General features: G+C 66.2%; 24 protein-coding genes and 1 tRNA gene. 16 read left to right on the top strand and 9 right to left on the bottom strand.

Going from position 1 to position 24,281, the window contains the following annotated elements:
• Window positions 1-24: 24 nt before the first annotated feature.
• Both KYE46_RS11865 and KYE46_RS11860 read left to right on the top strand, forming a co-directional pair.
• The gene (locus tag KYE46_RS11865) at window positions 25-750 is read left to right on the top strand and encodes a class I SAM-dependent methyltransferase (RefSeq protein WP_219000825.1); all 726 of its coding nucleotides are present in this window, start codon (window positions 25-27) and stop codon (window positions 748-750) included.
• Window positions 747-1,493, top strand: coding sequence for a squalene/phytoene synthase family protein (locus KYE46_RS11860; RefSeq protein WP_219000824.1), 747 nt, complete (start codon window positions 747-749; stop codon window positions 1,491-1,493). Before KYE46_RS11865 ends, KYE46_RS11860 begins: the two co-directional genes overlap by 4 nt.
• Here the strand turns inward: KYE46_RS11860 and KYE46_RS11855 are convergent.
• Window positions 1,490-2,722: an MFS transporter gene (locus KYE46_RS11855; RefSeq protein WP_219000823.1), complete on the bottom strand. Its 1,233-nt coding sequence runs from the start codon at window positions 2,720-2,722 to the stop codon at window positions 1,490-1,492. The two genes, KYE46_RS11860 and KYE46_RS11855, sit on opposite strands and share 4 nt — an antisense overlap.
• A gap of 108 nt (window positions 2,723-2,830) precedes the next feature.
• On the opposite strand from KYE46_RS11855, the gene KYE46_RS11850 reads away from it, so the two are divergent.
• The 7 genes from KYE46_RS11850 (at window position 2,831) to pgi (ending at window position 9,902) form a co-directional block, all read left to right on the top strand.
• Window positions 2,831-3,457: a DNA-3-methyladenine glycosylase family protein gene (locus KYE46_RS11850; RefSeq protein ID WP_219000822.1), complete on the top strand. Its 627-nt coding sequence runs from the start codon at window positions 2,831-2,833 to the stop codon at window positions 3,455-3,457.
• Window positions 3,454-4,119, top strand: a complete 666-nt coding sequence (locus KYE46_RS11845; RefSeq protein WP_219000821.1) for an alpha/beta hydrolase — start codon at window positions 3,454-3,456, stop codon at window positions 4,117-4,119. The genes KYE46_RS11850 and KYE46_RS11845 overlap by 4 nt, the downstream gene beginning before the upstream one ends.
• A 170-nt stretch (window positions 4,120-4,289) precedes the next feature.
• The gene (locus tag KYE46_RS11840) at window positions 4,290-4,892 is read left to right on the top strand and encodes an HNH endonuclease (protein WP_219000820.1); all 603 of its coding nucleotides are present in this window, start codon (window positions 4,290-4,292) and stop codon (window positions 4,890-4,892) included.
• Between the two features lie 124 nt (window positions 4,893-5,016).
• Complete coding sequence (speB, locus tag KYE46_RS11835) at window positions 5,017-5,976, top strand: agmatinase (RefSeq protein ID WP_219000819.1); 960 nt, start codon at window positions 5,017-5,019, stop codon at window positions 5,974-5,976.
• A 193-nt stretch (window positions 5,977-6,169) separates the two neighbouring features.
• Complete coding sequence (gene zwf / locus KYE46_RS11830) at window positions 6,170-7,612, top strand: glucose-6-phosphate dehydrogenase (protein WP_219000818.1); 1,443 nt, start codon at window positions 6,170-6,172, stop codon at window positions 7,610-7,612.
• Window positions 7,609-8,283 carry a 6-phosphogluconolactonase gene (gene pgl, locus KYE46_RS11825; protein WP_219000817.1) on the top strand — a complete coding sequence of 225 codons (675 nt, stop codon included), beginning with the start codon at window positions 7,609-7,611 and terminating at the stop codon, window positions 8,281-8,283. Before zwf ends, pgl begins: the two co-directional genes overlap by 4 nt.
• A 5-nt stretch (window positions 8,284-8,288) precedes the next feature.
• On the top strand, window positions 8,289-9,902 hold the full coding sequence (gene pgi, locus KYE46_RS11820; RefSeq protein WP_219000816.1) for a glucose-6-phosphate isomerase: 1,614 nt from the start codon (window positions 8,289-8,291) through the stop codon (window positions 9,900-9,902).
• A 21-nt stretch (window positions 9,903-9,923) separates the two neighbouring features.
• Here pgi and KYE46_RS11815 read toward each other — a convergent pair whose 3' ends face one another.
• Together KYE46_RS11815 and KYE46_RS11810 are read right to left on the bottom strand one after the other, a co-directional pair.
• Window positions 9,924-10,307 carry a DUF4175 domain-containing protein gene (locus KYE46_RS11815; protein WP_219000815.1) on the bottom strand — a complete coding sequence of 128 codons (384 nt, stop codon included), beginning with the start codon at window positions 10,305-10,307 and terminating at the stop codon, window positions 9,924-9,926.
• 247 nt (window positions 10,308-10,554) lie between these two features.
• Window positions 10,555-11,043: an acyl-CoA thioesterase gene (locus KYE46_RS11810; RefSeq protein WP_219000814.1), complete on the bottom strand. Its 489-nt coding sequence runs from the start codon at window positions 11,041-11,043 to the stop codon at window positions 10,555-10,557.
• 81 nt (window positions 11,044-11,124) lie between these two features.
• Between KYE46_RS11810 and gph the strand changes: the two genes are divergently transcribed.
• Both gph and KYE46_RS11800 read left to right on the top strand, forming a co-directional pair.
• A complete protein-coding gene (gene gph, locus KYE46_RS11805; RefSeq protein WP_219000813.1) occupies window positions 11,125-11,763 on the top strand; it encodes a phosphoglycolate phosphatase in 639 nt (212 codons plus the stop codon).
• Between the two features lie 27 nt (window positions 11,764-11,790).
• Window positions 11,791-11,973, top strand: a complete 183-nt coding sequence (locus KYE46_RS11800; protein WP_219000812.1) for a hypothetical protein — start codon at window positions 11,791-11,793, stop codon at window positions 11,971-11,973.
• A gap of 25 nt (window positions 11,974-11,998) precedes the next feature.
• Here the strand turns inward: KYE46_RS11800 and KYE46_RS11795 are convergent.
• From KYE46_RS11795 to KYE46_RS11770, 6 genes are all read right to left on the bottom strand, one after another.
• Window positions 11,999-12,072, bottom strand: a tRNA-Gly gene (locus tag KYE46_RS11795).
• A gap of 408 nt (window positions 12,073-12,480) precedes the next feature.
• Window positions 12,481-14,517, bottom strand: coding sequence for an ASKHA domain-containing protein (locus KYE46_RS11790; protein WP_219000811.1), 2,037 nt, complete (start codon window positions 14,515-14,517; stop codon window positions 12,481-12,483).
• 21 nt (window positions 14,518-14,538) lie between these two features.
• Window positions 14,539-15,240: a hypothetical protein gene (locus KYE46_RS11785; RefSeq protein ID WP_219000810.1), complete on the bottom strand. Its 702-nt coding sequence runs from the start codon at window positions 15,238-15,240 to the stop codon at window positions 14,539-14,541.
• Between the two features lie 61 nt (window positions 15,241-15,301).
• Window positions 15,302-16,372: a dihydropteroate synthase gene (locus tag KYE46_RS11780; protein WP_219000809.1), complete on the bottom strand. Its 1,071-nt coding sequence runs from the start codon at window positions 16,370-16,372 to the stop codon at window positions 15,302-15,304.
• Complete coding sequence (locus KYE46_RS11775) at window positions 16,373-17,308, bottom strand: methylenetetrahydrofolate reductase (protein ID WP_219000808.1); 936 nt, start codon at window positions 17,306-17,308, stop codon at window positions 16,373-16,375.
• A 28-nt stretch (window positions 17,309-17,336) separates the two neighbouring features.
• Window positions 17,337-17,648 (bottom strand): virulence factor, encoded by a 312-nt coding sequence (locus KYE46_RS11770; protein WP_219000807.1) that lies wholly within the window; start codon window positions 17,646-17,648, stop codon window positions 17,337-17,339.
• A gap of 295 nt (window positions 17,649-17,943) precedes the next feature.
• Here KYE46_RS11770 and KYE46_RS11765 point away from each other — a divergent pair, with 295 nt between their 5' ends.
• From KYE46_RS11765 to KYE46_RS11745, 5 genes are all read left to right on the top strand, one after another.
• Window positions 17,944-19,134 (top strand): Ppx/GppA phosphatase family protein, encoded by a 1,191-nt coding sequence (locus tag KYE46_RS11765; RefSeq protein ID WP_219000806.1) that lies wholly within the window; start codon window positions 17,944-17,946, stop codon window positions 19,132-19,134.
• Window positions 19,135-19,417: 283 nt separating this feature from the next.
• The gene (locus tag KYE46_RS11760; RefSeq protein WP_219000805.1) at window positions 19,418-20,152 is read left to right on the top strand and encodes an RlmE family RNA methyltransferase; all 735 of its coding nucleotides are present in this window, start codon (window positions 19,418-19,420) and stop codon (window positions 20,150-20,152) included.
• A 69-nt stretch (window positions 20,153-20,221) separates the two neighbouring features.
• A complete protein-coding gene (guaB, locus tag KYE46_RS11755) occupies window positions 20,222-21,670 on the top strand; it encodes an IMP dehydrogenase (protein ID WP_219000804.1) in 1,449 nt (482 codons plus the stop codon).
• A gap of 83 nt (window positions 21,671-21,753) precedes the next feature.
• Window positions 21,754-22,848: an HPP family protein gene (locus KYE46_RS11750; RefSeq protein WP_219000803.1), complete on the top strand. Its 1,095-nt coding sequence runs from the start codon at window positions 21,754-21,756 to the stop codon at window positions 22,846-22,848.
• A gap of 159 nt (window positions 22,849-23,007) precedes the next feature.
• Window positions 23,008-24,171, top strand: coding sequence for an RsmB/NOP family class I SAM-dependent RNA methyltransferase (locus KYE46_RS11745; RefSeq protein ID WP_219000802.1), 1,164 nt, complete (start codon window positions 23,008-23,010; stop codon window positions 24,169-24,171).
• Window positions 24,172-24,281 lie beyond the last annotated feature (110 nt).

The raw sequence follows: 24,281 nt of genomic DNA, 5'->3' as shown, positions 1-24,281 counted from the left end.
GCACACAGAACGAAAGCCCGCCTGATGAGCGCTTGGGACAAAGAGAGTTTCTTCAAGATCCACGCCGACCTGCCCCGCGAAGGGCCGGGCGAAACGGCGGATGTTGCCTGGGCCGCCGAGGTTGCCGATCTGCCGTCTGGCGCGAGGATCTGTGACGCGGGCTCCGGGCCGGGCGGCGACATCGGCGCGCTCTTGCGCGCGGCCGATGGCGGGCATGTGACGGCGATCGACGCGCATGCGCCCTTCATCGACGCCGCGCAGGCGCGGTGGGGGGCGGACAAGAGGGTCGATCTGGTCGCAGGCGATTACACCGAGATCACCGGACCCTTCGACTTCATCTGGTCGGCGGGCGCGGTCTATTTTCACGGCATCGCGGAATTGCTGCCGATCTGGCGGCCTGCCTTGGCGGAGGGCGGGGCGATTGCCTTCTCCGAACCTTGCCTGTTCAAGCCCGGCCCGGCCTCGGATGTGGTCAAGGCGATCTGGAGCGATTACCCGCGCCTGACCGACGCCGATGGCATCGCGGCGCAGGTGCGGCTGGCAGGCTTCGAGACCCTCGCCACGCGCAAGCTCTCGGACGTGGCGTGGCAGAGCTACCATGGCCCGATGGAGGCGCGCATTGCGGCGCTCCGGCCCGGTGCCGACACGCGCATGCATGCTGCGTTGGACGAGGCCGAGGCCGAGATCGCCGCATGGCGCGCCAACCGTGCGGAGACCGGCTACCTCCTGTCGGTGGTGAGGCCGCTGTGAGCCTGCAAGCCTGTGCCGATCTGGTGGCGCGCGGCGACCCGCGCCGGTTTCGTGCCGCGATGGCCGCCCCTCTGGCGGCGCGCGAGGTACTCCTGCCGCTCTATGCCTTCAACATCGAGGTGAGCCGCGCCCCTTGGGTGACCGAGGAGCCGATGATCGCCGAGATGCGCCTGCAATGGTGGCGCGACGCGCTGGAGGAAATCTCGGAGCGCCGCGCACGGCGTCACGAGGTGGTCGACGCGCTGTCTTTTCTGGATCCAGAGGGCGTGGCGGCGCTGGATCAATTGATCGCGGCGCGGCGGTGGGACATCTACAAGGAGCCGTTCGAGGATGAGGCCGCTTTCAGGCAATACATCCAACGGACCTCGGGCCATCTGATCGACACCGGGCTGCGCGCCCTTGGCGGTACGCCGACCCCCGCGACGGACGCGATTGGCTATGCCGCGGGACTGGCGCGCTACCTCGTGGCGGTGCCGGCGCTGGAAGCAAGGGGCCGCGTGCCGCTGCTCGACGGGCGACCGCAGGCGGTCGCTGCGCTGGCGAAAGCGGCGCTGGATGGATGGCCAAGGCGCGTGGATACGGCGATGCCAGCGCGCGCGGCGCTTTACGAGACGGCAGGGGCCAAGGCGATCCTGGCCCGCGTGGTCTCGGACCCGGTGGCGGTCGTCGAAGGGCGGCTGGCGCTGCCTGACGGGCGCGAGAAACTCAGCCTGATGGGGGCCGCATTCCTCGGGCGGATCTAGACCGGATGCGCCTTGGGGCGAAGGGCGAGCCAGATGAGTGCCGCGCCCGCCAGCACCAGGAACGGTGCCATGGCGATGTTGACCGAGGTCCAGCCGCGTACCACGTCGCCGCCGCCCGAATACATCAACACGCCCGAGCTCAACGACGCGATGAAGACCGAGCCGAAGACGATGAAGTCGTTCATGCCCTGAACCGCGCCGCGTTCCTCTGGTGCGTGAGCCGCCGTCAGCATGGCGGTTGCGCCGATGAAGCCGAAGTTCCAGCCGAGCCCCAGAAGGATCAGGGCGACGAAGAACTGGAACAGCTCGACCCCGCTCATCGCGACGATGCCCGCCGCCGCAAGCGCCACGAGGCCGACCGCAACGATCTTCGCGCTGCCAAAGCGCGCGATCAGGTGGCCGGTGAAAAAGGAAGGCGCGAACATGGCGATGACATGGGCGGAGACGACGTCGGCGGCATTGGCGGTGGTGAAGCCGCAGCCCACGACCGCCAGCGGCGTCGAGGTCATCATCAGGTTCATCAGCGAATAGGAGACCGCGCCGCAGATCATCGCGACGATGATCTTGGGATCGCGCAGAAGTTCCGCCCGCGAGCGTCCCTTGGGCGCGTCGGCCCGGGCGGGCTCGGGCTTGGGCAGCTTCAGGAAGGCAAAGAGACCGGAGCCCAGAACGTTGATCGCGAGGATGAAGGCGTAGGTGCCGATGAAGGGGATCACCGTCGCTTCGCTGGAGGCTTTCACCAGCTGCGGGCCGATCAGCGCCGAGAGAAGCCCGCCGGCCATGACATAGGAGATCGCCTTGGGCCGAAACGCGGACGAGGCGCGGTCCGTCGCGGCGAAACGGTAAAAACCCTGCGCCGACATGTAGATGCCGCTGAAGTAGGAGCCCACGAGGAAGACGGGGAAGCTGTTCGTCCAGAGCCCCGCCATGGCGATCGCCGCCCCGAGCCCGCCGCCGGTGGCGCCGATGTAGAAGCCCACCTGCCGCCCGTATTTCTGCATCAGGGGCGAGATCCAGGGTGCGGTGGTCATCGAGCCGAAGACGATCAGCGAGATCGGCAGGGTGGCCAGCGCCGGGTTGGGCGAAACCATCAGGCCCGCGAGGCCGCCGATCACGAAAAGCATCGGCATCTGGGCGCCGAGCAGCGCTTGCGCCATCACGAGGACGATGACATTGCGCTTGGCGGCGCTGTGCTCCTCGGGCGGAGTAGTGAGTGTACTGTCAGACATGGGCTCAGCGGTATAGGGTTTGCGCGGGAGCGTCCAGATGGGCTGACGTCGGACCCGTGTCTCGGGCCGGGAATTTCCGTATTTGGGAAAAGATGAAGGGGAGGGCGCATGGCGCAGGAGTGGGCGCGGATCGAGACCGAGGCGGATGTGGCGGAGGGTTTTGCGCATCTCTGCCGGATCGAGCCGCGGTTCGCGGTGATCGCGGGCCCCTTGCCGCTGCGCCGTCGTGCGGATGGGTTTGCCGCCTTGCTCAACGCGATCGTGGGCCAGCAGGTCTCCACCGCGTCGGCGGCGGCGATCTGGGGGCGGTTGCAGGCGGCCGGGCTTGATGAGGAGGCGGCGGTGTCGGGGGCCACGGAGGCTGATTTGCAGGCCTGCGGGTTGTCGCGTCCGAAGGTGCGCTATGCCAAAGCGCTGGCGGCGGCTCGGATCGATTACGGGGCCTTGCGTGAGGCGCCGGTCGAGGAGGTATTGGCGACGCTGATCGCGGTGCCGGGGATCGGGCGCTGGACGGCGGAGATTTACGCGAAATTCGCGCTCGGCCATGGGGATGTCTTCGCGGCGGGGGACCTGGCGTTGCAGGAGGGGGCGAAACTGCTGTTCGAGCTTTCCGCGCGGCCCTCGGAGAAGGAGATGCGGGCGATGGCGGAGGCGTGGCGCCCGGTGCGGGCCATTGCCGCCCGCGCGCTCTGGGCCTACTACCGGGAAAAGACCAAGCGAGAAGGTGCGATATGAAGAACGTGTTGGAATACGGAACCAAGGCCTCGAAATCGGGGGATGTGACCTCGCTCGTGGTGTTCCTCCACGGCTATGGCGCCGATGGGCGCGACCTGTTGGGGCTGGCCGATCCCTTGGCAGAGCATATGCCCAACACGGTTTTCGTGGCCCCTGACGCGCCCGAGCGCTCGGCGATGAACCCGGCCGGGTACCAATGGTTTCCGATCCCGTGGATCGACGGCTCCTCGGAGGCTGCGGCCGCCGAGGGCATGGCGCGAGCGGTGGTCGATCTGAACGCCTTTCTCGATCACGTCATGGAAGAGCACGGGGTCAGCGCGGCGGAAACGGCGGTGGTGGGTTTCTCGCAAGGGACGATGATCGCGCTTCATGTGGCCCCCCGGCGTGAGGAGGCCTTCGCGGGCATCGTCGGCTTCTCGGGCCGGTTGCTGGACCCGGAGACGCTGGTGGACGAGGTGGTCGTGCGGCCGCCGGTCTTGCTGATCCATGGTGATGTCGACGACGTGGTGCCGCCGCAATCCCTGCCGGAAGCCGCGCAGGGTCTGGAGACGGCAGGCTGGGAAGAGGTCTATGCCCATGTGATGAAGGGCACGGCCCACGGGATCGCGCCCGACGGGCTCTCGGTCGCGCTCGCGTTTCTGAAGGACAAGCTGCCGCGCTGAGCGCGCGGGACCGTCACCTGTGTGTCGCAAATGCACCCTAGAAGATGGGTGCGACCACATCATGTCGTTTTGCTTGCCCCTAGGTCGCGCCTAGATATAGTGGGGTTACGGCTTGGGCGGGTGCTCTCGCCCTGGAGCCAAAGCGGCGAACCGGGTGAGGTAGCTTTGTGATGCAGGTGCGGTCCAGCGACGAGACGGATTTCAAGACAACATTCATTCGTGCGCCGGGGGCGCTGAAGCAGAACCCGGCACTGGTGCTGAATGCGGATTACCGTCCGCTGAGCTATCTGCCGCTGTCGCTCTGGCCCTGGCAGGAGGCGGTGAAGGCGGCCTGGCTCGACCGGGTGCAGATCGTGGCGGAATACGACGAATACGTGCATTCCCCCTCGACGACGATCCGCATCCCCTCGGTCGTGGTGTTGCGGGACTACGTGAAGCCGCAGAAGCGGGTCGCCTTCACGCGGTTCAACCTGTTCCTGCGCGATCAGTTCAGTTGCCAGTATTGCGGAGCGAAGGGGGATCTGACCTTCGATCACGTGGTGCCGCGCGCGAGCGGCGGGGTGACGTCCTGGGAGAACGTGGTGGCGGCCTGTTCGCGCTGCAACTTGCGCAAGGGCTCGAAATCCTTGCGGCGCTCGGGGATGGCTTTGCGGCGGGCGCCGCGGCAGCCCGACGCTTCGGAGTTGCACAACCAGGGGCGGCGGTTTCCGCCCAATCACCTGCATGAGAGCTGGATCGATTTCCTTTACTGGGACACGGAACTGGAAGCCTAGGCGCGCGCGGCAGGGCTTCGGGATCGAGTTGTATTTGCCAAGATGAAGGGAAGCGTGGTGCGGGGTGACAGCGGTCGCGCCGGGCGCTAGCGTCGGCTCGAAATCTCAGTCAAAGGGAAGCTCCATGTCCGATCCGTTTTTCCAACCGCCCTCGGGTACCGATTTGCCGCGCTATGCGGGCGTGCCGTCATTCATGCGGCTGCCCTATCTGGCGGCGGAGGATCCGCGGCGGGGTGAGGTGGATATCGGTGTGTTCGGGCTGCCTTGGGACGGGGCGACATCGAACCGGCCCGGCGCCCGCCACGGGCCGCGCGCGCTGCGCGATGCCTCCACGATGCTGCGGGAGCGGAACCGGGCGACGGGGCAGATGCCCTTTCAGACGGCCAATATCGCGGACCTGGGCGATGTGGCGATGAGCCCGGTGGATCAGGATGAGGCGCTGGATAACGCGCAGGCCTTCGTGAAGGGGATGCTGGCGCAGGACATCCGTCCTTTCATGGTGGGCGGCGATCACCTCTGCACGCTGACAGTTTTGCGCGAGTTGCGCGCGGCGCGGGGCGAGGCCTTCGGGCTGGTGCTTCTGGACAGTCACACCGATCTCTACCCGCCGTATTTCGGGGGCAAGACACTGACCCATGGCAACCCGTTCCGGCAGGCGATCGAGGAGGGGTGCATCGACCCTGAACGCTGCGTCATGGCGGGGATGCGGGGGACGTCCTACAACACCTCGGACTTCGATTATGGCCATGAGAAAGGCGTGCGGATCATACCGATCGAGGAGTGCATGGAGCGCGGCTGGTCGGAGGTCATGCAGATCTGCCGGGACGTCGTGGGCGAGGGTCCGACCTATGTCTCCTTCGATATCGATTTCGTGGACCCCGCCTATGCGCCCGGCACCGGCACGCCGGAAGTGGGCGGTCCGACATCGTTCGAGGCGATCTCCTGCGTGCGGGCGCTGCGTGGGCTGGACGTGATCGGGGCGGACCTCGTGGAGGTATCGCCGCCCTTCGACAATGGCGGGATCACCGCGTGGTTGGGTGCCTCGGTGATGTTCGAGTTGATCTGCGCGATGCAGCCGGACTGAGGAAACCGCCCGTTTTCATCGGCAATCAGGCGCTTGAGCAGGAGGCTGATCGGCACCGAAAACCGCGGGTTTCCGCCCGTATGGCCGATCGAGGATGAGTTGTTGTCGGCGGTGTCGGTTTTGTTAGACATTCCGTTGCAGTGTCGGATAGAAGGGCGCCGTTAGCGCTAACGCAAATCGAGGAGGACCTGTGATGGTCTCGCGCGTAATTCCGGTCGACCCGTTTGATCTGGTCATTTTTGGCGGCACGGGTGACCTGGCCCGACGCAAGATCCTGCCGGCGCTGTTTCGGCGCTTCAGCGATGGGCAGATGCCGGAAGAGGCGCGGATCATCGGGGCAGCCCGGACGGAGCAGGACGGCGCGGCCTGGGCCGAATGGGTGCACAAGGCGCTGAAGGAATTCCTGCCCAAGGAAGAATGCGACAAGGCGCTGATCAAGGCGTTTCTGGAGCGGCTCGACTATCTGCCGATCGACGCCATGGGCGAGGGCGGTTGGAAAGAGCTCAAGGGCAAGATGCGCGATGGCGTGACCCAGGCGTTCTACTTCTCGGTCGGGCCGAGCCTCTTTGGGGCGCTGGCAGAGCGGCTCCACGCCCACGGCATCGCGCGCGAGGATGCGCGGATCGTGGTGGAGAAGCCCTTCGGCCGCGACCTTGCCTCGGCGCGCGCCTTGAACGCGACGCTGGCCGAGCATTTCAACGAGACGCAAATCTACCGGATCGACCATTACCTCGGTAAGGAAACGGTCCAGAACCTGATGGCGATCCGCTTCGGCAATGTCCTGTTCGAGCCGCTGTGGAACGCGCAATACGTCGATCACGTGCAGATCACCGTGGCCGAAGAGGTGGGCGTCGATGGCCGCGGCGCCTATTACGACAAGTCCGGCGCGATGCGGGACATGGTGCAGAACCACCTGATGCAGCTTCTCTGCCTGACCGCGATGGAGCCGCCCAACCGGTTCGAGCCCGATGCCGTGCGGGACGAGAAGCTGAAGGTGATCCGCGCGCTCGACCCGGTGGCGCCGGCTGACATCGTCCGTGGGCAATATGTCGGCAAGCAATCCTATCTGGAGGACGTGGAGGACCCATCTTCGCGCACCGAAAGCTACATCGCGATGAAGCTGCACGTCTCGAACTGGCGCTGGAACGGCACGCCGTTCTACCTGCGCACGGGCAAATGCATGAAGGCGCGCGGCTCGGAGATCGTGATCCACTTCAAGGACACGCCGCATTCGATTTTCGAGGAGGACGCCGGCAACAAGGCCAATGTCCTCTCGATCCGCCTGCAGCCCAACGAGGGCATCGATTTGCGGGTGACGATCAAGGAGCCGGGACCGGGGGGGATGCGCCTTGTGGACGTGCCTCTCGACATGTCGTTTGCCGATGCGCTCGGGCCCGACGTGGGCCATGTGCCTGACGCCTACGAGCGGCTGATCATGGACGTGATCCGGGGCAACCAGACGCTGTTCATGCGCGGGGACGAAGTCGAGGCCGCCTGGGCCTGGACCGACCCGATCATCGAGGGCTGGAAGGCCCGCGGAGAGAAACCAGTGCCTTACGAGACAGGCAGCTCGGGCCCGGAAGAGGCCCTGATGCTGATGCACCGTGACGGGCGACGTTGGAGGGATATCGTATGAAGGAATTTGTGGAATACCCCGACAGTGAACTGATGATGCTGGACCTTGCGGACCGGCTCACGGCGGAACTGGGTGAGGCGCTGCGCGGCAATGACAGGGCCACGTTCTGCGTGCCCGGCGGCACCACGCCGGGGCCGATCTTCGACGTGATGAGCGAGCAATCCCTCGAGTGGGACCGCGTCTTTGTCGTGCTCAATGATGAGCGGTGGGTGGAAGAAGATAGCCCGCGGTCCAACACGGCGCTCCTCAAGCGAAAGCTTTTGGTATCAAAGGCTTCCGAGGCGAACCTCATCCCATTGTTCAAGAATGGAATGGCCGCGGAGGATGCGATGGAGAGCCTCGCCGAAGGGCTGGAGCCGCATCTGCCGATCTCGGTCCTTCTGCTCGGGATGGGCGCTGACATGCACACGGCGAGCCTATTTCCCGGGGCCGACAACCTTATGGCTGCCCTCGACGCGGATGCGCCGTTGCTGATGCCGATGCGGGCCGAGGGCGCTGGCGAGCCGCGGATCACCCTGACCGCGCCGGTCCTGAACGACGCGCTGAACAAGCATGTGGTCATCACCGGCGCTGAGAAACGCGCCGCGCTGGAGCGCGCGCTGAAATTACCCCCCGAAGAGGCGCCGATCAGCGCGGTTCTGTCGGGCGCAACGGTCCATTGGGCGGAGTAGACACCATGGGTGAAATCTGGTCGGAACTGCGGGCGCATAATCGGGCGAAGTCCGGGCGCAACATATTGGACCTGTTCGATAAAAAGGGCAGGGTGGCGACATTTTCGGCCGAGGCTGATGGGCTTTACTTCGATTTCTCCAAGACCCAGTTGGACGATGGCGCGCTGTCTCTTCTGCTGGAACTGGCGCGCAACAAGGGCGTCGAGGAGCGCCGTCAAGCGATGTTCGCGGGCGATAAGATCAACGAGACCGAGGGGCGGGCCGTCCTGCACACGGCGCTGCGCGCGTCCGAGGGGCCGATCACGGTCGATGGCGAAGACGTCATGCCCGAGGTTCTGGACACCCGCGCCCGCTGTCTGGCTTTCGCCGAGGCGGTGCGCAGCGGCAGCTTCAAGGGTCAGGGCGGACGCTTCACCGACGTGGTCAACATCGGCATCGGCGGCTCGGACCTTGGGCCGGCCATGGCGACCTTGGCGCTGGCGCCCTATCACGATGGGCCGCGCCTGCATTATGTCTCAAACGTGGATGGCGCGGACATCAACGACGCCTTGCAAGGGCTTGATCCAGAAACGACTTTGGTGATCGTTGCTTCCAAGACCTTTACCACGATCGAGACGATGACCAATGCCAAGACCGCACGCGACTGGCTTGCGAAGACGGTCTCGGATCCCTCAGCGCAGTTCGTGGCCCTGTCGTCCAGCACGCAAAAGGCGGGTGATTTCGGCATCCCGGAAGAGCGGGTCTTCGGGTTCGAGGATTGGGTCGGCGGGCGTTATTCGCTCTGGGGTCCCATCGGCCTTGGGCTGACGATCGCGATTGGCAAGGACGCCTTCACCGGTTTCCTGAACGGCGCAGCGACGATGGACCGCCATTTCCAAGAGGCCGATCTTGCCGACAACCTGCCGGTCCTGCTGGCGCTTGTGGGCATGTGGCACAACCAGGTGCAGGGCCACGCGACCCGTGCCGTTTTGCCCTATGACAATCGCCTCAGCCGGTTGCCTGCCTATCTTCAGCAGCTGGAGATGGAGAGCAACGGCAAGTCCGTGGCCATGGACGGCAGCGCTCTCGATCTGCATTCCGGCCCCATCGTCTGGGGAGAGCCGGGCACCAACGGGCAGCACGCGTTTTATCAGTTGATCCATCAGGGCACCCGCGTCGTGCCCTGCGAGTTCCTTGTCGCCGCCAAGGGGCACGAGCCGGAACTGGCCCATCACCATCGCCTGCTGGTCGCCAATTGCCTGGCCCAGTCGGAGGCGTTGATGCGGGGCCGCTCGCTCGATGAAGCGCGAGAGATGATGGCCCGGAAGGGACTGGAAGGCGCGGAGCTGGAGCGTCAGGCCGCACATCGCGTCTTTGCGGGAAACCGACCGTCCACGACGCTGCTCTACGATCAGTTAACGCCGTTTACCCTTGGCCAGATCATCGCGCTCTATGAGCACCGGGTCTTCGTGGAAGGGGTGATCCTCGGAATCAATTCCTTCGATCAATGGGGCGTGGAACTGGGCAAGGAGCTTGCCATGGCGCTGGAGCCGGTTTTGACCGGGGAGAGCGACAGCGCGGGCAAGGACGGCTCGACCCTCGCGCTGGTCGAGAAGGTGAAGGCCGCAGGCGGGGTCTGATCCTGCCCCGGCCGTCAATGCCTATTCAACGCAGTTTCCGTTGCAGTACGGGATTTCGATATCGATCGGGATCTGCCATTCCTCCTCGGGCTCCGGCGAAGGCTCTGGCTCCGGCTCGGGGGCGGGCTCGGGGGCGTCCTCTACCGACATGCCGCAGACGTGATCGTTGTAATTGCCGAAGGTCGTGCCTTCGGGGAATAGGCCCGAAGCCCGCGCCCAGGCCAGCGCCCGGCGCTCGTTCATGATGATATTGCGTGTCAGCCCATTTTGACCGATGGCTACGGTGAACCGACGGCCGCCGTCGACGAAATGGAGCACCGGCTCGCTGGTGCCGCCGGCGGCGTTGCAGCGGCTCACCCCCACGAAACCGGCGACGGCGGGCGCGGTGAGGGCTGTTGTGGCCAAGGCTGCAGCGGCGACCACGCGCGTTAAACGTCTATTAAGTGTATGCATGAGACATTCCTTTCGAAATTGAATTTCAGGCGCGGCATCGCCCGAAACGCGGACACCGGAATAGGAAACGGATGTCCGGGCGGACGAAGCTCACCGCGAAATCATACGGTTACGCTACGTTAACGAAATTTCCTCAAGAGTGGGAAAATTTTATCAAAAGGAGGGCCTTGCGGCAATTGCGGGTATTCCGCAGGCATGCCTAGGCCTCGGAGATCGCGCCATCCTCGGCGACAAACGCCGCCCGTCCAGCTTCCGGGATCGGGTATCGACCCGGCGCGTCGGGGTTCAGCAGTACGACGACCGCACCCCCATGGGCGCAGCGAACGGGGGCAAGATCGGTCTCGATCCGCCAGACGGCGAAGTCGATGGTGAAGGACGTGTTGCGAAATGCGCTGACGCGGCCGGTGACGACGTAATCCTCTCCGATCAGCATCTCGGCGTCATAGGTGCAGGTCACTTGCTTGAGCACGAGACGCGGGTCGGTGGGGCCGTAGTCGGTGACCTTGCGGGCCTTGAGGAAGGGCAGGCGAAAGCTCTCGAACCAGCGCAGGTAGGCGGTGTGATTGACGTGGCCCAGGGCGTCGATCTCTCCGAACCGGACGCGGTCGGCCAGTCCGAAGTTCCACGGCGCGGGAATGCCGAGCGAGCGCAGGGCGTCGGTGGTCAGAGGCGTGTGATAGGGGGGCATGCAGGTCTCCGTCCGGGGCGTCTGGTTGGTCTTGTATCCCCCCGGCGCGCCCGGTAGCTCAAGCGGAAACTGGAGGGCAGCATGGCACGCATCGTCTTTGATCTTGATGGCACTCTGATCGACAGCGTCCCGGACATCGCCGCCGCCGCCAATGCGACACTGGCCGAGGTCGGTGTCGCGCCGTTGAGCCTCGCCGAGGCGCGTGGCTTCGTTGGCGAGGGGGCCGGCGTCTTCGTCGAGCGCATGGCGCAGGCCCGTGGCTTGAGCGAACCTGCCCGCCTGATGCCCCGGTTCCTGCACCACTACGAGCGTGCGGTCGGGTTGACGGAGATCTATCCGGGCGTGGCGGCCTCCCTGGACGCGCTGGCGCGCGCGGGTCACCGGCTTGGGCTCTGCACCAACAAGCCCGCGCGCCCGACCGAGGCGGTGTTGGCGCATCTGGGCTGGCAGGAAAGGTTCGAGGTGGTTCTGGCGGGCGACAGCCTGCCGAGCCGCAAGCCCGACCCGGCGCCGCTGAGGGCGGCCTTCGACGCCCTGGGCGACGGTCCGATGATCTACGTCGGAGACAGCGAGATCGACGCCGAGGCCGCCCGGCGGGCGGGCGTTCCCTTCCTGATCTACACGCCGGGCTACCGGTCAGCCGACCTGCAGGACCTGCCCCATGCGGCGGCTTTCGATGACTGGTCGGAGGTCTTGGCGATCGTGGCGACGATGGCATAGGCTCCGCCACGAGGGAGGATCGGCTCGATGAAAATCATGCTCTGGGCCTTCGGCGGCGTCGCCGCGCTGGCAATCGGTATCATCATCATCGCGGCCTGGGCGGTGTTCCGTCGGGACGCGGAGGAGCCCAACGCGCGCTATCGCCGCAAACGCCGGCCCGGAAAACCGCCGCGCCATGGACCGCGCCGGGGCGTGCCGAAATCGCGCTAGCGATTGGTTGTTGGGTCGGGAGATTTGGAGCGGGTAACGGGAATTGAACCCGTAACTAAAGCTTGGGAAGCTGCCGTGATACCTTTTCACCATACCCGCCGCTGAGCTTCGAGATACGCCGATAAGCGGTGTCCGTCAAGGTGGATGACAGAGGGTGGCGGGAGTGTGCGTAGGTGTATGAGTTTAGGATAGATCCCTGTTATGGTTGATTAATTCAGGCAGGTGTTGGTGTCTCTCAATTTTGTTTGACGTGTACGCGGGGCGCGCCTCTCGGAGCGGGTTTCTGGGGGATGGGGCGGGAGTGAGGGGCCAGCCCCTCACGCTCCCCGGGATATTTTGGGAACAGGGAAGGAGGGGGCGTGAGGCTAGGCTTGGTGCTGGTGGGGTTGAGGCGTGGTGTGTCGGTGGGGCTGCGGAAGCCTCGCGCGGCGGTTGACGCCGCTGTCGCTGACGCGCGGGTTTGGTGCGGGGTGTTGCCTGTTGGGTCGTCTGGGTGCTTGAGCGGGGTTAGCTGCGCCGGCGTCGGCGGCGGCCGCCTTCTCCGGGTTCGCCGCCTTGACCGAAGTGCACCGGCGGGAGCGTCACGACCTTCGAGAGTTCGGGGAAGGGGGCGGTGGCGTGGGGGATGGCGTTGGCGTTGACGAAGTGCTCCTGGAAACGGGGCTCGACGGCGGTCTCGATCTTGGTGATGTCGCCCACGACCTCCTCGATCCGGGTGCGGGCGGCGCGGTTGCACAGGGCGATCCGCGCGCCGTGGCCCGCGGCATTGCCTGCCGATTGCACTTTCTCCAGGGGCACATCGGGGATCATGCCGAGCACCATGGCGTGTTTCGGGCTGATGTGGGCGCCAAATGCCCCGGCGAGCACGACACGGTCGACCTTGTCGACGCCGCGGTGATCCATGAGCAGGCGCGCCCCGGCGTAGAGCGCGGATTTTGCCAGTTGGATGGCGCGGATATCGCCCTGGGTGACAGTGACGCGGGGGCCGCCCGTGGCGGTGGCATCGTGGATCAGATAGGCATGGGTGCGCCCCGTCGGCTCGCAGCGCGCCGTGCCGGTGGCCTCGGCGCTGCCGATCAGGCCGGAGGCGTCCAGAAGGCCTGCCATGCGCATCTCGGCCACGGCCTCGATGATGCCGGAGCCGCAGATGCCCGTGATCTGGGTCTCTTCGGGGAAGGCAGGATCATCGGACCAGAGGTCCAGCCCGATGACGCGGAAGCGCGGCTCCTTGGTCTCCGGGTCGATCTCGATCCGCTCGATCGCGCCGGGGGCGGCCCGTTGTCCGGCGCTGATCTGCGCGCCCTCGAAGGCGGGGCCGGTGGGCGAGGAACAGGCCAGCACGCCATTGGTATCGCCCAGTAGGATCTCGGCATTGGTACCCACGTCGACGATCAGCGCGAGGTCCTGGGAGGCCTGCGGCTCCTCTGCCAGCGTCACGGCGGCGGCGTCCGCGCCCACGTGGCCCGCGATGCAGGGCAGCAGGTAGAGTTGGGCGGTGGGGGCGATGTCCTGCAGACCGATGTCGCGGGCGTCCATCGTCAGGCTGTTCGAGGTCGCCAGTGCAAAGGGGGCCTGGCCGAGTTCGACCGGGTCGATCCCCAGAAGCAGGTGGTGCATGACCGGGTTGCAGACGATCACCGTCTCGAAGATCAGCCTTGGGTCAATGCCCGCCTCTTCGGCGATCTCGCGGGCCAGCGTGTTCAGCGCCTCCTGCACGGCCGAGGTCATTTCCGCGTCGCCGCCGGGGTTCATCATCACGTAGGACACGCGGCTCATCAGGTCTTCACCGAAGCGGATCTGCGGGTTCATCAGGCCGGACGAGGCCAGCACCCGTCCGTCGGAGAGGTCGCAGAGATGTGCCGCGATGGTGGTGGAACCCAGATCGACCGCGAGGCCGTAGAGCCCGCCCTCGTGATAGCCGGGCCAGACGCCGAGGATCTCGGAGGTTTCCTGCCCTGCCGCCGTGTGAACCGCGACCGAGACCTGCCAATGGCCCTTGCGCAACGCCGGTTGCAGGGTCTTGAGGACCGGCAGGCGGGCGGTGATCGGGCCGATGCCCCATTGCGATTGCAGCGCATCGGCGACGCGCTCGAGATCGCCGGAGGGCGTGTGCATGTTCGGCTCGATCACGTCGATCATCACCAGCCGGGTAGCAGGGTCCATGACGATGGGCTTGGTGGAGGCGGCCTTGCGGACCACCTGTTTGTGCACCTGGCTCTCGGGCGGCACATCGACGACAACGTCGCCTTCCACGCGCGCCTGGCAGCCGAGGCGGCGGCCCTTCTTCAGGCCGCGCACCCGGTCGTATCGCGCCTCGACCTCGTTCCATTCGCTCAGCGCGCCGTCATGGACGGTGACCCCATGCTTGGGGAAGTCGCCATAGCCCGGCGTAATCTGGCATTTCGAGCAGATCCCCCGTCCGCCGCACACGCTGTCGAGGTCGACACCCAACTGCCGGGCGGCGGTCAGGATCGGCGTGCCGACAGGAAAATGTCCGCGCTTGCCGGAGGGCGTGAAGATGACGAGGGGCTGTGTGTCGGGCATGGGAGGCATCTCGTGAAAAGCTCAATGGGCGGGCGGAAGGGTGAACATGCCGGTCCCGAACCACCAGATCATCAGTGGCACCGGCAGCACGGCGAGCGCAATGGTCAGGATCGTGCGAGCGGTATGGTAGAGGCGGCTGAGCCCGGCCATGATCATCAGCCCGCCGCCGCCACCGAGCACGACATTGCCCGGCAGGTTCAAGAGCAACGCCAGCGACAGGTAGCGGTAGCGGACGAGGGGTAGGGCGAGCCAGTCGGGCAGGCGGGCCTCAAGCTCGGCCTCGCGATCGCGCGGCGGCATTTGCGTGAGGCGGTGGACATATTGCCCGGCGCGCTTCAGGCCGAGGTCCAGCAGGAACCGCGACAGGGCGTCGTCCTTCAGGTAGCGGCCGAGAAGGTAAGCGAAGGTGAGCCCCAGAACCGTCGCCCCATAGACCGCGGGCGCGATGGAGGCACCGCGCAAAAGCAGGAGGGCAAGGCCGATTTCGACCCCCGGCACGAAGGGGGTGGCGATCAGCAGGGCGTAGACGATCAGGGCAGCGACCAGCAGCGCGCTTTGCATCCGCGAGGGTTGGCTTTCGGGCAGACGCTCGGCCATGTCCATCGAGAGGTTGAGCAGGTAATGCGCCAGCAGGGCCACGGCCCCGATCACCAAAAGACGCCGCAGCATGCGCAGCGCGGGCCAGATCCATTGGAAATTTCGGGGTGTGACGGGGTCCGTCATTGCAAAAGGCACCCCGAACGCAAGGATCGGGATGCCGTTAGAGGGTATCGTAACTGCGCGATCACCCGCGCGCACGGCGGCGGCCGCCTTCGCGCCCCCGGCGAGGGGCACTGTCGGGGTCCTTGTTGAAGGTGATCCATTCGGTGCCACCGTCATCATGGTTCAGCAGGAAGTTGGCGGCGCGGATGGCCTCCATCTCCTTGCCGGCGCGGGGCTTGGTGGAGCCCATGCCGAAGAGCTTCACGAAGGTCTCGTCGTCCATGTCCTCGGGCAGGACGATGCCCGCGGCTTCCACCAGCGCCTTTTTCTCGGCGATCTTCTTGGGGCCGATGGGCAGGGCCACCGGGTTCATGATCGCCGAGGTCATGCCGGCGCTGAAGGCCATGGGCAGGAAGGCGTTGTTGATGCCGTGGCGGTTGGGCAGCCCGAAGGAGATGTTGGAGGCGCCGCAGGTGGTGTTGACGCCCAACTCCTCGCGCAGGCGGCGCACGAGGGTGAAGACCTGATGGCCCGCCGTCGCCATGGCGCCGATGGGCATGACCAGCGGGTCGACCACGATGTCATGGGCGGGAATGCCGAAATCGGCGGCGCGCTCGACGATCTTCTTGGCCACGGCGAAGCGCACGTCGGGATCTTCCGAGATGCCGGTGTCGTCGTTGGAGATCGCCACCACGGGCACGTTGTACTTGGCCACCAGCGGCAGGACGAGCTCCAGCCGCTCTTCCTCGCCGGTGACGGAGTTCAGGAGCGGACGCCCCTCGGCCGCCGCAAGGCCGGCCTCCAGCGCGCCAGGGACCGAGCTGTCGATGCACAGCGGGCAATCGGTGACCGCTTGCACGACCTCGATCAGCTGCTTCATCAGCGGCGGCTCGACGAAGTTGTTGTCGGCGTAGCGGGGATCCTCGGCCATCTTGCCCGAGAAGACCGCGCCCGAGTTGATGTCGAGCACCGTGGCGCCTGCGGCGACCTGGGCGATGGCGTCGGCCTCCACGCGGGAAAAGTCGCCGTTCTCCAGCTCCTGGTTGAGGATCTTGCGGCCCGTGGGGTTGATCCGCTCACCGATGACGCAGAAAGGCTCGTCGAAGCCGATCACGGTGGTTTTGGTTTTCGACTCGATAACAGTGCGCGTCATTTATTCGCTTTCGGAGATAGGGTTGACGGGAGCGGTGGCCGCCCCCCCGTTGGCAATGGCCCACCGGGCGTTGGCCTTGATGCCGCCGAGGGGGAAGAAGTGAATGGACTCGATCAGGCTGTCGGGATGCGCGGCCTTGTAGGTCGCCAGTTCGGCAAGGATTTCATCGGGCTCGAAGGGCATGAGAAGCTTGGTGACGTCCTTGGCACGCTTCTGCAGCACCTGCAGGGAGTTGCCGACACCGCAGGCGATGGCGAACTTGATCAGGGTCTGCAGCTTGCCGGGACCGGCGATGCCCAGATGGATCGGCAGGGTGATGCCCTCTGCCTGCAAGCGCTCGGCCCAGGCGATGACGGGACCGGCCTCGAAGGCAAATTGCGTGGCCATGGCCATCTGCGCGTCGGTGCGCTCGGAGAAGTCCTGCTTCCAGCGCAGTGCCTCCATGACGCCGGCGTCGCCGGTCACGTCGATGTCGCGGTTGCCCTCGGGGTGGCCTGCGACGTGCAGGCGGGTGAAGCCCGCGCGGTCGAAGAGACCGGTTTCCAGAAGTTGCATGGAGGAATGGTACGCACCGCGCGGCTCGGCAATGCCGCCGGCGAGGATCAGGCCCTCGCGCACGTCGGCCTCGCCCTGATAGCGGGCGATCCAATCCGCGAGCGTGGCCGCGTCGGGGATGGAGCGGGCCGCGAAATGGGGCATCGGCTCGAAGCCCTCGGCGCGGATGCGGGCGGCGGTGGCGACCATGTCCTCGATCGGCGTGCCGTCGATATGGGCGATATAGACCCGCGTGCCGGCCGGCAGGTAATGGCGGAAGTCTTCGACCTTCTCGGCGGTGCGGGGCATCACCTCGATGGAATAGCCTTGCAGCAAGGCTTCCAGATCGGCGCTGGAAGCGGTGGGCGCGGGCGCCTGCTTGCGGAAGTTGAGTAGGGCCATGAGTGTCTCCCGGAGGGTGGTCAATTGCTTAAGCGGTCTTGGAGGGATCGTGCCCTTCGGCGTCGATCAGCGTCTTGAGGCGCGTGGTGTCGTAGGCGGCATCGATCTTGGCGACCTCGGCGGCGGCGGCCTCGTGCAGATCGCCCTCGGCCTCGCCCACCACGACGCGGTGGAAGCCCGCGAGATAGGCATCATCGTCCTTGGCGCCGACCTTCATGGCCGCGCGGTCGATCGCCTGCTCGAACCGCTCAGGCAGGGGCGCCTTAGCCCCGGAGCGGCCTTTGCCAATGATCACCTGCGCGGGGATATCGCGCCAGAAGACATGGGTGATGGCGGGCATGGCACACTCTCCGGTTGGGGCCGCGAATCCGGCCCGGGTTTCGGGCACCATAGGGGGCGGTTTGCGCCGGACCGGGCCTGTTTTCGACATCACGCGCTGACAAAACGACCTGCTTGCGCGTGGCGGCACCATAGCGGCGGGATGCGGGTTTCTGCCAGAGCGGGCGCGGGCCAAAACGCTCATCATCTTTATGAGGTTACGGCGGGGGAAGGCGGCGCGGGCGATCTCAACCATTGTTTGAGGCCGGTGAACCCGTTAGGTTCATTGGTAACCGAATTTGGAAAGGCCCGCGCCGATGTCGCCCAAGCGTCCCGGCGGTGACGGCCCGTTCCCCAGACCCGTTGCCCCGGTCATCCCCAAGGGAGAGCCCGGCGCGGCCCCGACTGTTGAACGGCGCGTCCCGCCCTCTGCGAAGACCCACAAGGACGGCCCCGATCCCGACGACCTCTATGCCGCGTTGGATCTGGGCACGAATTCCTGCCGGATGTTGATTGCGCAGCCCAAGGGCAGCCAGCTGCATGTGGTGGATTCCTTCTCGAAATCCGTTCAACTGGGCCAAGGGCTGGAGGCCTCGGGCCGGATGAGCCGCGCCTCGATGGCCCGCGCCGTGGGGGCGCTGAAGATCTGCCAGAAGAAGCTTTCCAAGCACCGGGTCGAAGTGGATCGCGCCCGGCTGGTGGCGACGGAGGCCTGCCGGCGGGCGGTCAACGGATCGGAGTTCATCGGTCTGGTGAAGCGCGAGACGGGGCTGGAGCTGGAGATCATCAAGCCCGAGGAAGAGGCGCAGCTGGCCGTCGTGTCCTGCGCGCCGCTGGTCTCGACCCGGACCGAGCAATTGCTGGTTGTCGATATCGGCGGCGGCTCGACGGAGCTTGTCTGGATCGACCTGAGCCGGGTGCCGAAGCTGGAACGCCCCAAGGCGATCATGCGCCTGCATCAGGGGTTCGATTACGACGACAGTGTCTTTCCCCGCGCCAAGGTGGTGGATTGGATCTCGATCCCGCTGGGGGTCGCCACGCTAAAGGACATGTATGACGATGTGACCGACGATGGCGCGCGTTTTGCCCTGATGTCGTGGTTCTTCGAGGAACAACTGGCCGAGTTTTCGCCCTATACCGATGCTGCCGAGCAGACGCTGAAGGGGTTCCAGATCATCGGCACCAGCGGCACGGTGACAACGGTGGCGGCCTCGCACCTGGGCTTGCGGCGGTATGACCGCAACAAGGTGGACGGCTTGCGGATGACCTCGACGCAGATCGATACGGTGATCAACGGCTACCTCGCGCTGGGCCCCGACGGGCGACGGCGCGACCCGCGCATCGGGCGCGACCGGCAGACGCTGATCATGTCCGGCGCCGCGATCCTGCAGGCGCTGCTGCGCGCCTGGCCCACGGACCGCCTTTCGGTCGCGGACCGCGGCCTGCGTGAGGGGCTGCTCTATGCGCAGATGAGCCGCGACGGGGTGCTGGAGGACGGGCCGTACTGAGAGTGTCGGGCGTCTTGGCAACGGATTGCGCCGACGCCGTCGTCGCCGGGGGGCAAATTTTCAAGGAAAAATTTGGCCTGACCGCTGGCGGGGGCGATGATTTCTTGGCATGGGGCGGTCTGGTCTGGCGGTGGGCTGCCATCGCCGATGCTTGGATTTGTGGCCAGTGGCGGTCTTGAGTTGTATTGGCCAAGATGAAGGAGCGCGGTGGCGCGGGTCTGCGAGCGTTGTATTACGATGCGAGGGCCGGAAGATTGGGCGCAGTGGCGCGAGGGTTGAGACGATGGTGAAGAATACGAGCGGGCGCGGTCAGCGCGATCTGAAGGTCAAGGTGAAGACCGCGCGGGGGCGCAAGTTGAGCTCGACCCGGTGGTTGGAGCGGCAGTTGAATGACCCCTATGTTGCCGCGGCCAAGCGCGATGGCTATCGCGGGCGGGCGGCCTACAAGATCATCGATCTGGACGACAAGTACCGCTTCCTCGTGCCCGGCGCGCGGGTGGTGGACCTGGGCTGTGCGCCCGGCGGCTGGTGTCAGGTGGCGGTGAAGCGGGTGAATGCCCTGGGCGAGAAGTCCGGCAAGGCTGTGGGTCGGATCATCGGGCTGGACCTGCAGGAGATGGAGCCGATCGCGGGTTGCGAGCTGCATCAGCTGGATTTCATGGAGGACGATGCCGATCTGAAGGTGAAGGAGTGGCTCGGCGGCCGCGCTGACGTGGTGATGAGCGACATGGCGGCCAGCGCCTCGGGGCACAAGCAGACCGATCACATGCGCATCATGGCGTTGTGCGAGGCGGCGGCGGAGCTGGCCTTCGACGTGCTGGAGCCCGGCGGCACCTTCGTGGCCAAGGTTCTGGCGGGTGGCGCCGAGGGGAATTTGCAGACGCTTCTCAAGCAGCGTTTCAAGAAGGTGGCGAACGTGAAGCCGGGGGCCTCGCGCGCCGATAGTTCGGAGAAATTCGTGGTAGCGACAGGGTTTCGCGGCCGCGGGTCGGAGGACGAAGAGGGCCACCAGATTTAGGTCTTGCCCCTGCGTCCACCCCATGGGATAGCGACGTGCCAACCGACATCCCCTCCAAGGAGCACCCAGATGGAGATTCGCGAGGCCCTCACCTTTGATGATGTTCTGCTGGTTCCCGGCAAGTCCTCGGTCCTGCCGTCGGACGCCGATACGCGTACGCGTGTGACCAAGAGCATCGCCCTGAACATTCCGTTGCTGAGCTCGGCGATGGACACGGTGACCGAGGCGCGCATGGCGATTGCCATGGCGCAGGCCGGCGGCATGGGGGTGATCCACCGCAACCTCGACGTGGAGGCGCAGGCGCGCGAAGTGCGACGGGTGAAGCGGTTCGAGAGCGGGATCGTCTATTCGCCGGTGACCTTGACGCCCGACCAGACGCTGGCGGATGCCAAGGCGCTGATGGAGCGCTACGGCTTCTCCGGTTTTCCGGTGGTGGACGAGAGCCGGCGGGTGCTCGGCATCGTGACCAACCGCGACATGCGGTTCGCGCAGGATGACGCGACGCCGGTGCGCGCGATGATGACGGCAGAGGATCTTGCGGTGCTGCGGGAGCCTGCGGACCGGGACGAGGCGATCTCGCTGATGCGCGCGCGGCGGATCGAGAAGCTGCTGATCACCGATGGTGACGGCGTGCTGACCGGGCTTCTGACGCTGAAGGATACCGAGCAGGCGGTGCTGAACCCCAATGCCTGCAAGGACCCCCTCGGGCGCTTGCGCGTGGCTGCTGCGACGACGGTGGGCGATGCGGGTTTCGAGCGCAGCCAGGCGCTGATCGAGGCGGGCTGCGACCTGATCGTGATCGACACCGCCCATGGCCACTCCGAGGGCGTGGCGAAGGCTGTCGAGCGGGTGAAGGCGCTGTCGAACGAGGTGCAGGTGGTCGCGGGTAACGTCGCCACCGGGGAAGCCACGCGGGCGCTGATCGACGCGGGCGCGGATGCGGTGAAGGTGGGCATCGGGCCGGGTTCGATCTGCACCACGCGGATCGTGGCGGGCGTGGGCGTGCCGCAGCTCACCGCGATTTCCGATTGCGCCGAGGCCGCGGGCGACGTGCCCGTGATCGCTGACGGGGGCATCAAGTTCTCGGGCGATTTCGCCAAGGCGATTGCCGCAGGTGCCTCCTGCGCCATGGTCGGCTCGATGATCGCGGGCACCGACGAGAGTCCGGGCGAGGTGATCCTCTACCAGGGCCGCTCGTTCAAGTCCTACCGGGGCATGGGCTCGCTCGGCGCCATGGCGCGGGGCTCGGCGGATCGTTACTTCCAGAAGGATGCGGCCAGCGACAAGCTGGTGCCCGAAGGGATCGAGGGGCAAGTGCCCTACAAGGGCTCGGCCGGCGCCGTTGTGCACCAGCTGATCGGCGGGTTGCGTGCTGCGATGGGCTACACCGGCAGCGCCACGGTCGACGAGATGCGGCGCAACTGCAAGTTCGTGCGGATCACCGGCTCGGGCCTGAAGGAAAGCCACGTGCACGACGTGCAGATCACCCGCGAGAGCCCCAACTACCGGATCGGGTAACGGCGCAAATGGCAGGGCGCGCAAACGGCGCGCCTGCTTGCCGTAAGGGTCCGCGCGGGTTCGCAGTTTCGGAGAGCCACTTCATGCAATTCTGGCATCACCTTGCCCCCGCCTTGCCGCGCGCCCATGGGAGCGAGGCGTTGCGCGCCGGGATGGGCGCCCTGATCGGGATCAGCCTCTGCGTGCTCTGCGCAGGCATCGGGGCGTGGTTTGAGGTCTCGTCGATCTTCCTCGTGGCGCCTTTGGGAGCGACGGCGGTGCTGCTGTTCTGCGTGCCGAACTCGCCCCTGGCGCAGCCCTGGTCGGCCGTCGTGGGTAATGTCAGCGCGGCATCCGTGGCGCTGGTTTTGGTGGAATTCGTACCGACGCCCTTGGTCGTCGGCTTGGCCGTCGGCGCGGCGATCACGGTGATGATCTTCCTGCGCGCGCTGCATCCGCCGGGCGGGGCGGTGGCACTTCTGACGGCGCTCTCGCCCGATGCGGCGCTGGCGGACGGCGCCTATTTCGCCCTTGTGCCCTTGGCGGTGACGACCGTGATCCTCGTGGTCAGCGCGACGCTCTACAATCGCGCCACGGGGCGCGTTTATCCCTTCCGCCTGCCCGCGGAAACAGGCCCGACGGAGGAGTCCCCGCGCCTCGGCCTGTCGAGCGCGCAATTGAAGACGCTGTTGGAGCGGTTCAACCAGTCCACCAACCTCGGTGTGGCGGACCTCGGGCGCTTGTTGGCGGCCGCAGAGGCGGAGGCTGCGCAGCACCGCTTCGACGGCATGACCTGCGGCGACGTCATGACCTCGGACCTCGTTACGATCCGCCCCGAGGCGCCGCTGCCCAAGGCCGCCCGGCTGTTTGAAACCCATCGGATCAAGAGCCTGCCGGTGGTGTCGGCGGGCGGCGCGTTCGAGGGGATCGTGTTGCAGGTGGATCTGTTGGAGGGGATTTCGACGCAGGACCGTCCGTTGCGGCGTAGGCGGACCGGGCAGCGTTTGGTGGCGGATGTGATGCAACCCGTGCGGTCTGTGCCCCATGATCTGCCGGTCGGGGTCTTGCTGGAGCGCTTGGCGGGGGCCAGCAGCGAGGTCGTGCCGGTGGTGAAGAATACGCGGCTGGTCGGGATCCTGACGCGCTCGGACATCATCCGGCTCCTGTTGCGCGGCCGCGAGGAGCGGGCTGCGGGCTAAGCGCGATGGGGTTAAGGCGCGCGGCGCTTTCCTCCTCTGGCGCCAGCGTGTAGATCTGGCAAACTGGCGGGACGGGTGGAGGCTCGGTCTCGACTACGTAGAAGAACATACACTGTAAGATCAATGACTTGTGGCCTCTTGTTAAAGTGATGGGTGAAAATGCAACCTGCAGCACGATACGGAGCGGCGATTGGCGTGTTGGACGCCTGGCTCGACGGCATGCCCGCGGAGCAGGCGTTGACGCGGTGGGCGCGGGGCGCGCGCTACGCGGGCTCCAAGGACCGCGCGGCGGTGCGTGACCACGTCTATGACGTGCTGCGGCAAAAAGGGGTGTGTGAAGCCCTCGGCGGCGCGGACGGACGTGGGCTGGTGCTCGGCTTGCTGCGCGCGCAGGGCGGCGATGTGGACGCGGTCTTCTCGGGCGTTGGCCATGCGCCCGCGCCGTTGACCGAGGCTGAGCAAGCCGCCGCCGTGCCGGCCTCTGATCCCGCGCTCAACGTGCCGGAATGGACGCGGCCCCTGCTTGTCGCCCGTGCCGGGGATACACTGCCGGAGTTGCTGGAGAGCTTTGCCCATCGTGCGCCGCTCTGGCTGCGGGTCAACCTGCGCCGCACCACGCGCGAGGCCGCGGCGCGGGCGTTGGAGGCCGATGGCATGGCCACGCGGGCCCATGGCGAGGTCGAGACCGCGCTTGAGGTCACCGAAGGCGCGCGGCGGTTGCGGCAATCGCTGGCCTACACGACGGGCTTGGTCGAGCCTCAGGATCTGTCGGTCCAACGCGCGATTGCGCAGGTGGATTGGCCTCACGACGGGACGATCCTCGATTTTTGCGCGGGCGGCGGCGGCAAGGCTCTGGCGATTGCGGATCGGACGGGCGCCGAGGTCTTTGCCCATGATGCCTTGCCGCAGCGCATGGCCGATCTGGAGCCGCGGGCAGAGCGGGCAGGGGTGCGGATCAAACAACTGGCAGGCGCCGATCTTGCCGCGCGGAGCCCATTCGATGTGGTCGTGACCGACGTGCCCTGTTCCGGGTCCGGCACATGGCGGCGCGACCCCGAGGCGAAGTGGCGCCTGACGCCTCAAGCGCTTGAAGATCTTGTGAAAACCCAGGCAGAGATCCTCGATAAGGCAAGCGCCCTGACCGCCGTCGGGGGGCGGATCGTCTACATGACGTGCTCGCTTTTCGAGGCCGAGAACGAGGCGCAGGTGGCAGGTTTTCTGGCGCGGCATCCGGAGTGGAAGGTTGGCGTCACGACGGTCGACACGCCGCTGACCGCATCCGACGGTTTTTTCAGCGCCGAGTTGATCCACGACCCCGCATAGCGCGCTCCAGATTTTCCTTGGTGCCGTTTCTCCGTTCATCTTAAGGTTAATTTAACCTTTTGGCTGAAAGCTTCACGCAAGGCCGGGTGCCGCGCGTGGGGTGCCACCAC

The sequence above is a fragment of the Gymnodinialimonas ceratoperidinii genome, from assembly GCF_019297855.1.
GTDB lineage: Bacteria > Pseudomonadota > Alphaproteobacteria > Rhodobacterales > Rhodobacteraceae > Gymnodinialimonas > Gymnodinialimonas ceratoperidinii.
This window is presented reverse-complemented; position numbering and strand designations above follow the sequence as displayed.

Coding starts and splice junctions, on each gene's coding strand:
- KYE46_RS11865 (WP_219000825.1), top strand. CDS start 25: ATGAGCGCTTGGGACAAAGAGAGTTTCTTCAAGATCCACGCCGACCTG.
- KYE46_RS11855 (WP_219000823.1), bottom strand. CDS start 2,722: ATGTCTGACAGTACACTCACTACTCCGCCCGAGGAGCACAGCGCCGCC.
- KYE46_RS11850 (WP_219000822.1), top strand. CDS start 2,831: ATGGCGCAGGAGTGGGCGCGGATCGAGACCGAGGCGGATGTGGCGGAG.
- KYE46_RS11845 (WP_219000821.1), top strand. CDS start 3,454: ATGAAGAACGTGTTGGAATACGGAACCAAGGCCTCGAAATCGGGGGAT.
- KYE46_RS11840 (WP_219000820.1), top strand. CDS start 4,290: ATGCAGGTGCGGTCCAGCGACGAGACGGATTTCAAGACAACATTCATT.
- speB (WP_219000819.1), top strand. CDS start 5,017: ATGTCCGATCCGTTTTTCCAACCGCCCTCGGGTACCGATTTGCCGCGC.
- zwf (WP_219000818.1), top strand. CDS start 6,170: ATGGTCTCGCGCGTAATTCCGGTCGACCCGTTTGATCTGGTCATTTTT.
- pgl (WP_219000817.1), top strand. CDS start 7,609: ATGAAGGAATTTGTGGAATACCCCGACAGTGAACTGATGATGCTGGAC.
- pgi (WP_219000816.1), top strand. CDS start 8,289: ATGGGTGAAATCTGGTCGGAACTGCGGGCGCATAATCGGGCGAAGTCC.
- KYE46_RS11810 (WP_219000814.1), bottom strand. CDS start 11,043: ATGCCCCCCTATCACACGCCTCTGACCACCGACGCCCTGCGCTCGCTC.
- gph (WP_219000813.1), top strand. CDS start 11,125: ATGGCACGCATCGTCTTTGATCTTGATGGCACTCTGATCGACAGCGTC.
- KYE46_RS11800 (WP_219000812.1), top strand. CDS start 11,791: ATGAAAATCATGCTCTGGGCCTTCGGCGGCGTCGCCGCGCTGGCAATC.
- KYE46_RS11790 (WP_219000811.1), bottom strand. CDS start 14,517: ATGCCCGACACACAGCCCCTCGTCATCTTCACGCCCTCCGGCAAGCGC.
- KYE46_RS11785 (WP_219000810.1), bottom strand. CDS start 15,240: ATGACGGACCCCGTCACACCCCGAAATTTCCAATGGATCTGGCCCGCG.
- KYE46_RS11780 (WP_219000809.1), bottom strand. CDS start 16,372: ATGACGCGCACTGTTATCGAGTCGAAAACCAAAACCACCGTGATCGGC.
- KYE46_RS11775 (WP_219000808.1), bottom strand. CDS start 17,308: ATGGCCCTACTCAACTTCCGCAAGCAGGCGCCCGCGCCCACCGCTTCC.
- KYE46_RS11770 (WP_219000807.1), bottom strand. CDS start 17,648: ATGCCCGCCATCACCCATGTCTTCTGGCGCGATATCCCCGCGCAGGTG.
- KYE46_RS11765 (WP_219000806.1), top strand. CDS start 17,944: ATGTCGCCCAAGCGTCCCGGCGGTGACGGCCCGTTCCCCAGACCCGTT.
- KYE46_RS11760 (WP_219000805.1), top strand. CDS start 19,418: ATGGTGAAGAATACGAGCGGGCGCGGTCAGCGCGATCTGAAGGTCAAG.
- guaB (WP_219000804.1), top strand. CDS start 20,222: ATGGAGATTCGCGAGGCCCTCACCTTTGATGATGTTCTGCTGGTTCCC.
- KYE46_RS11750 (WP_219000803.1), top strand. CDS start 21,754: ATGCAATTCTGGCATCACCTTGCCCCCGCCTTGCCGCGCGCCCATGGG.
- KYE46_RS11745 (WP_219000802.1), top strand. CDS start 23,008: ATGCAACCTGCAGCACGATACGGAGCGGCGATTGGCGTGTTGGACGCC.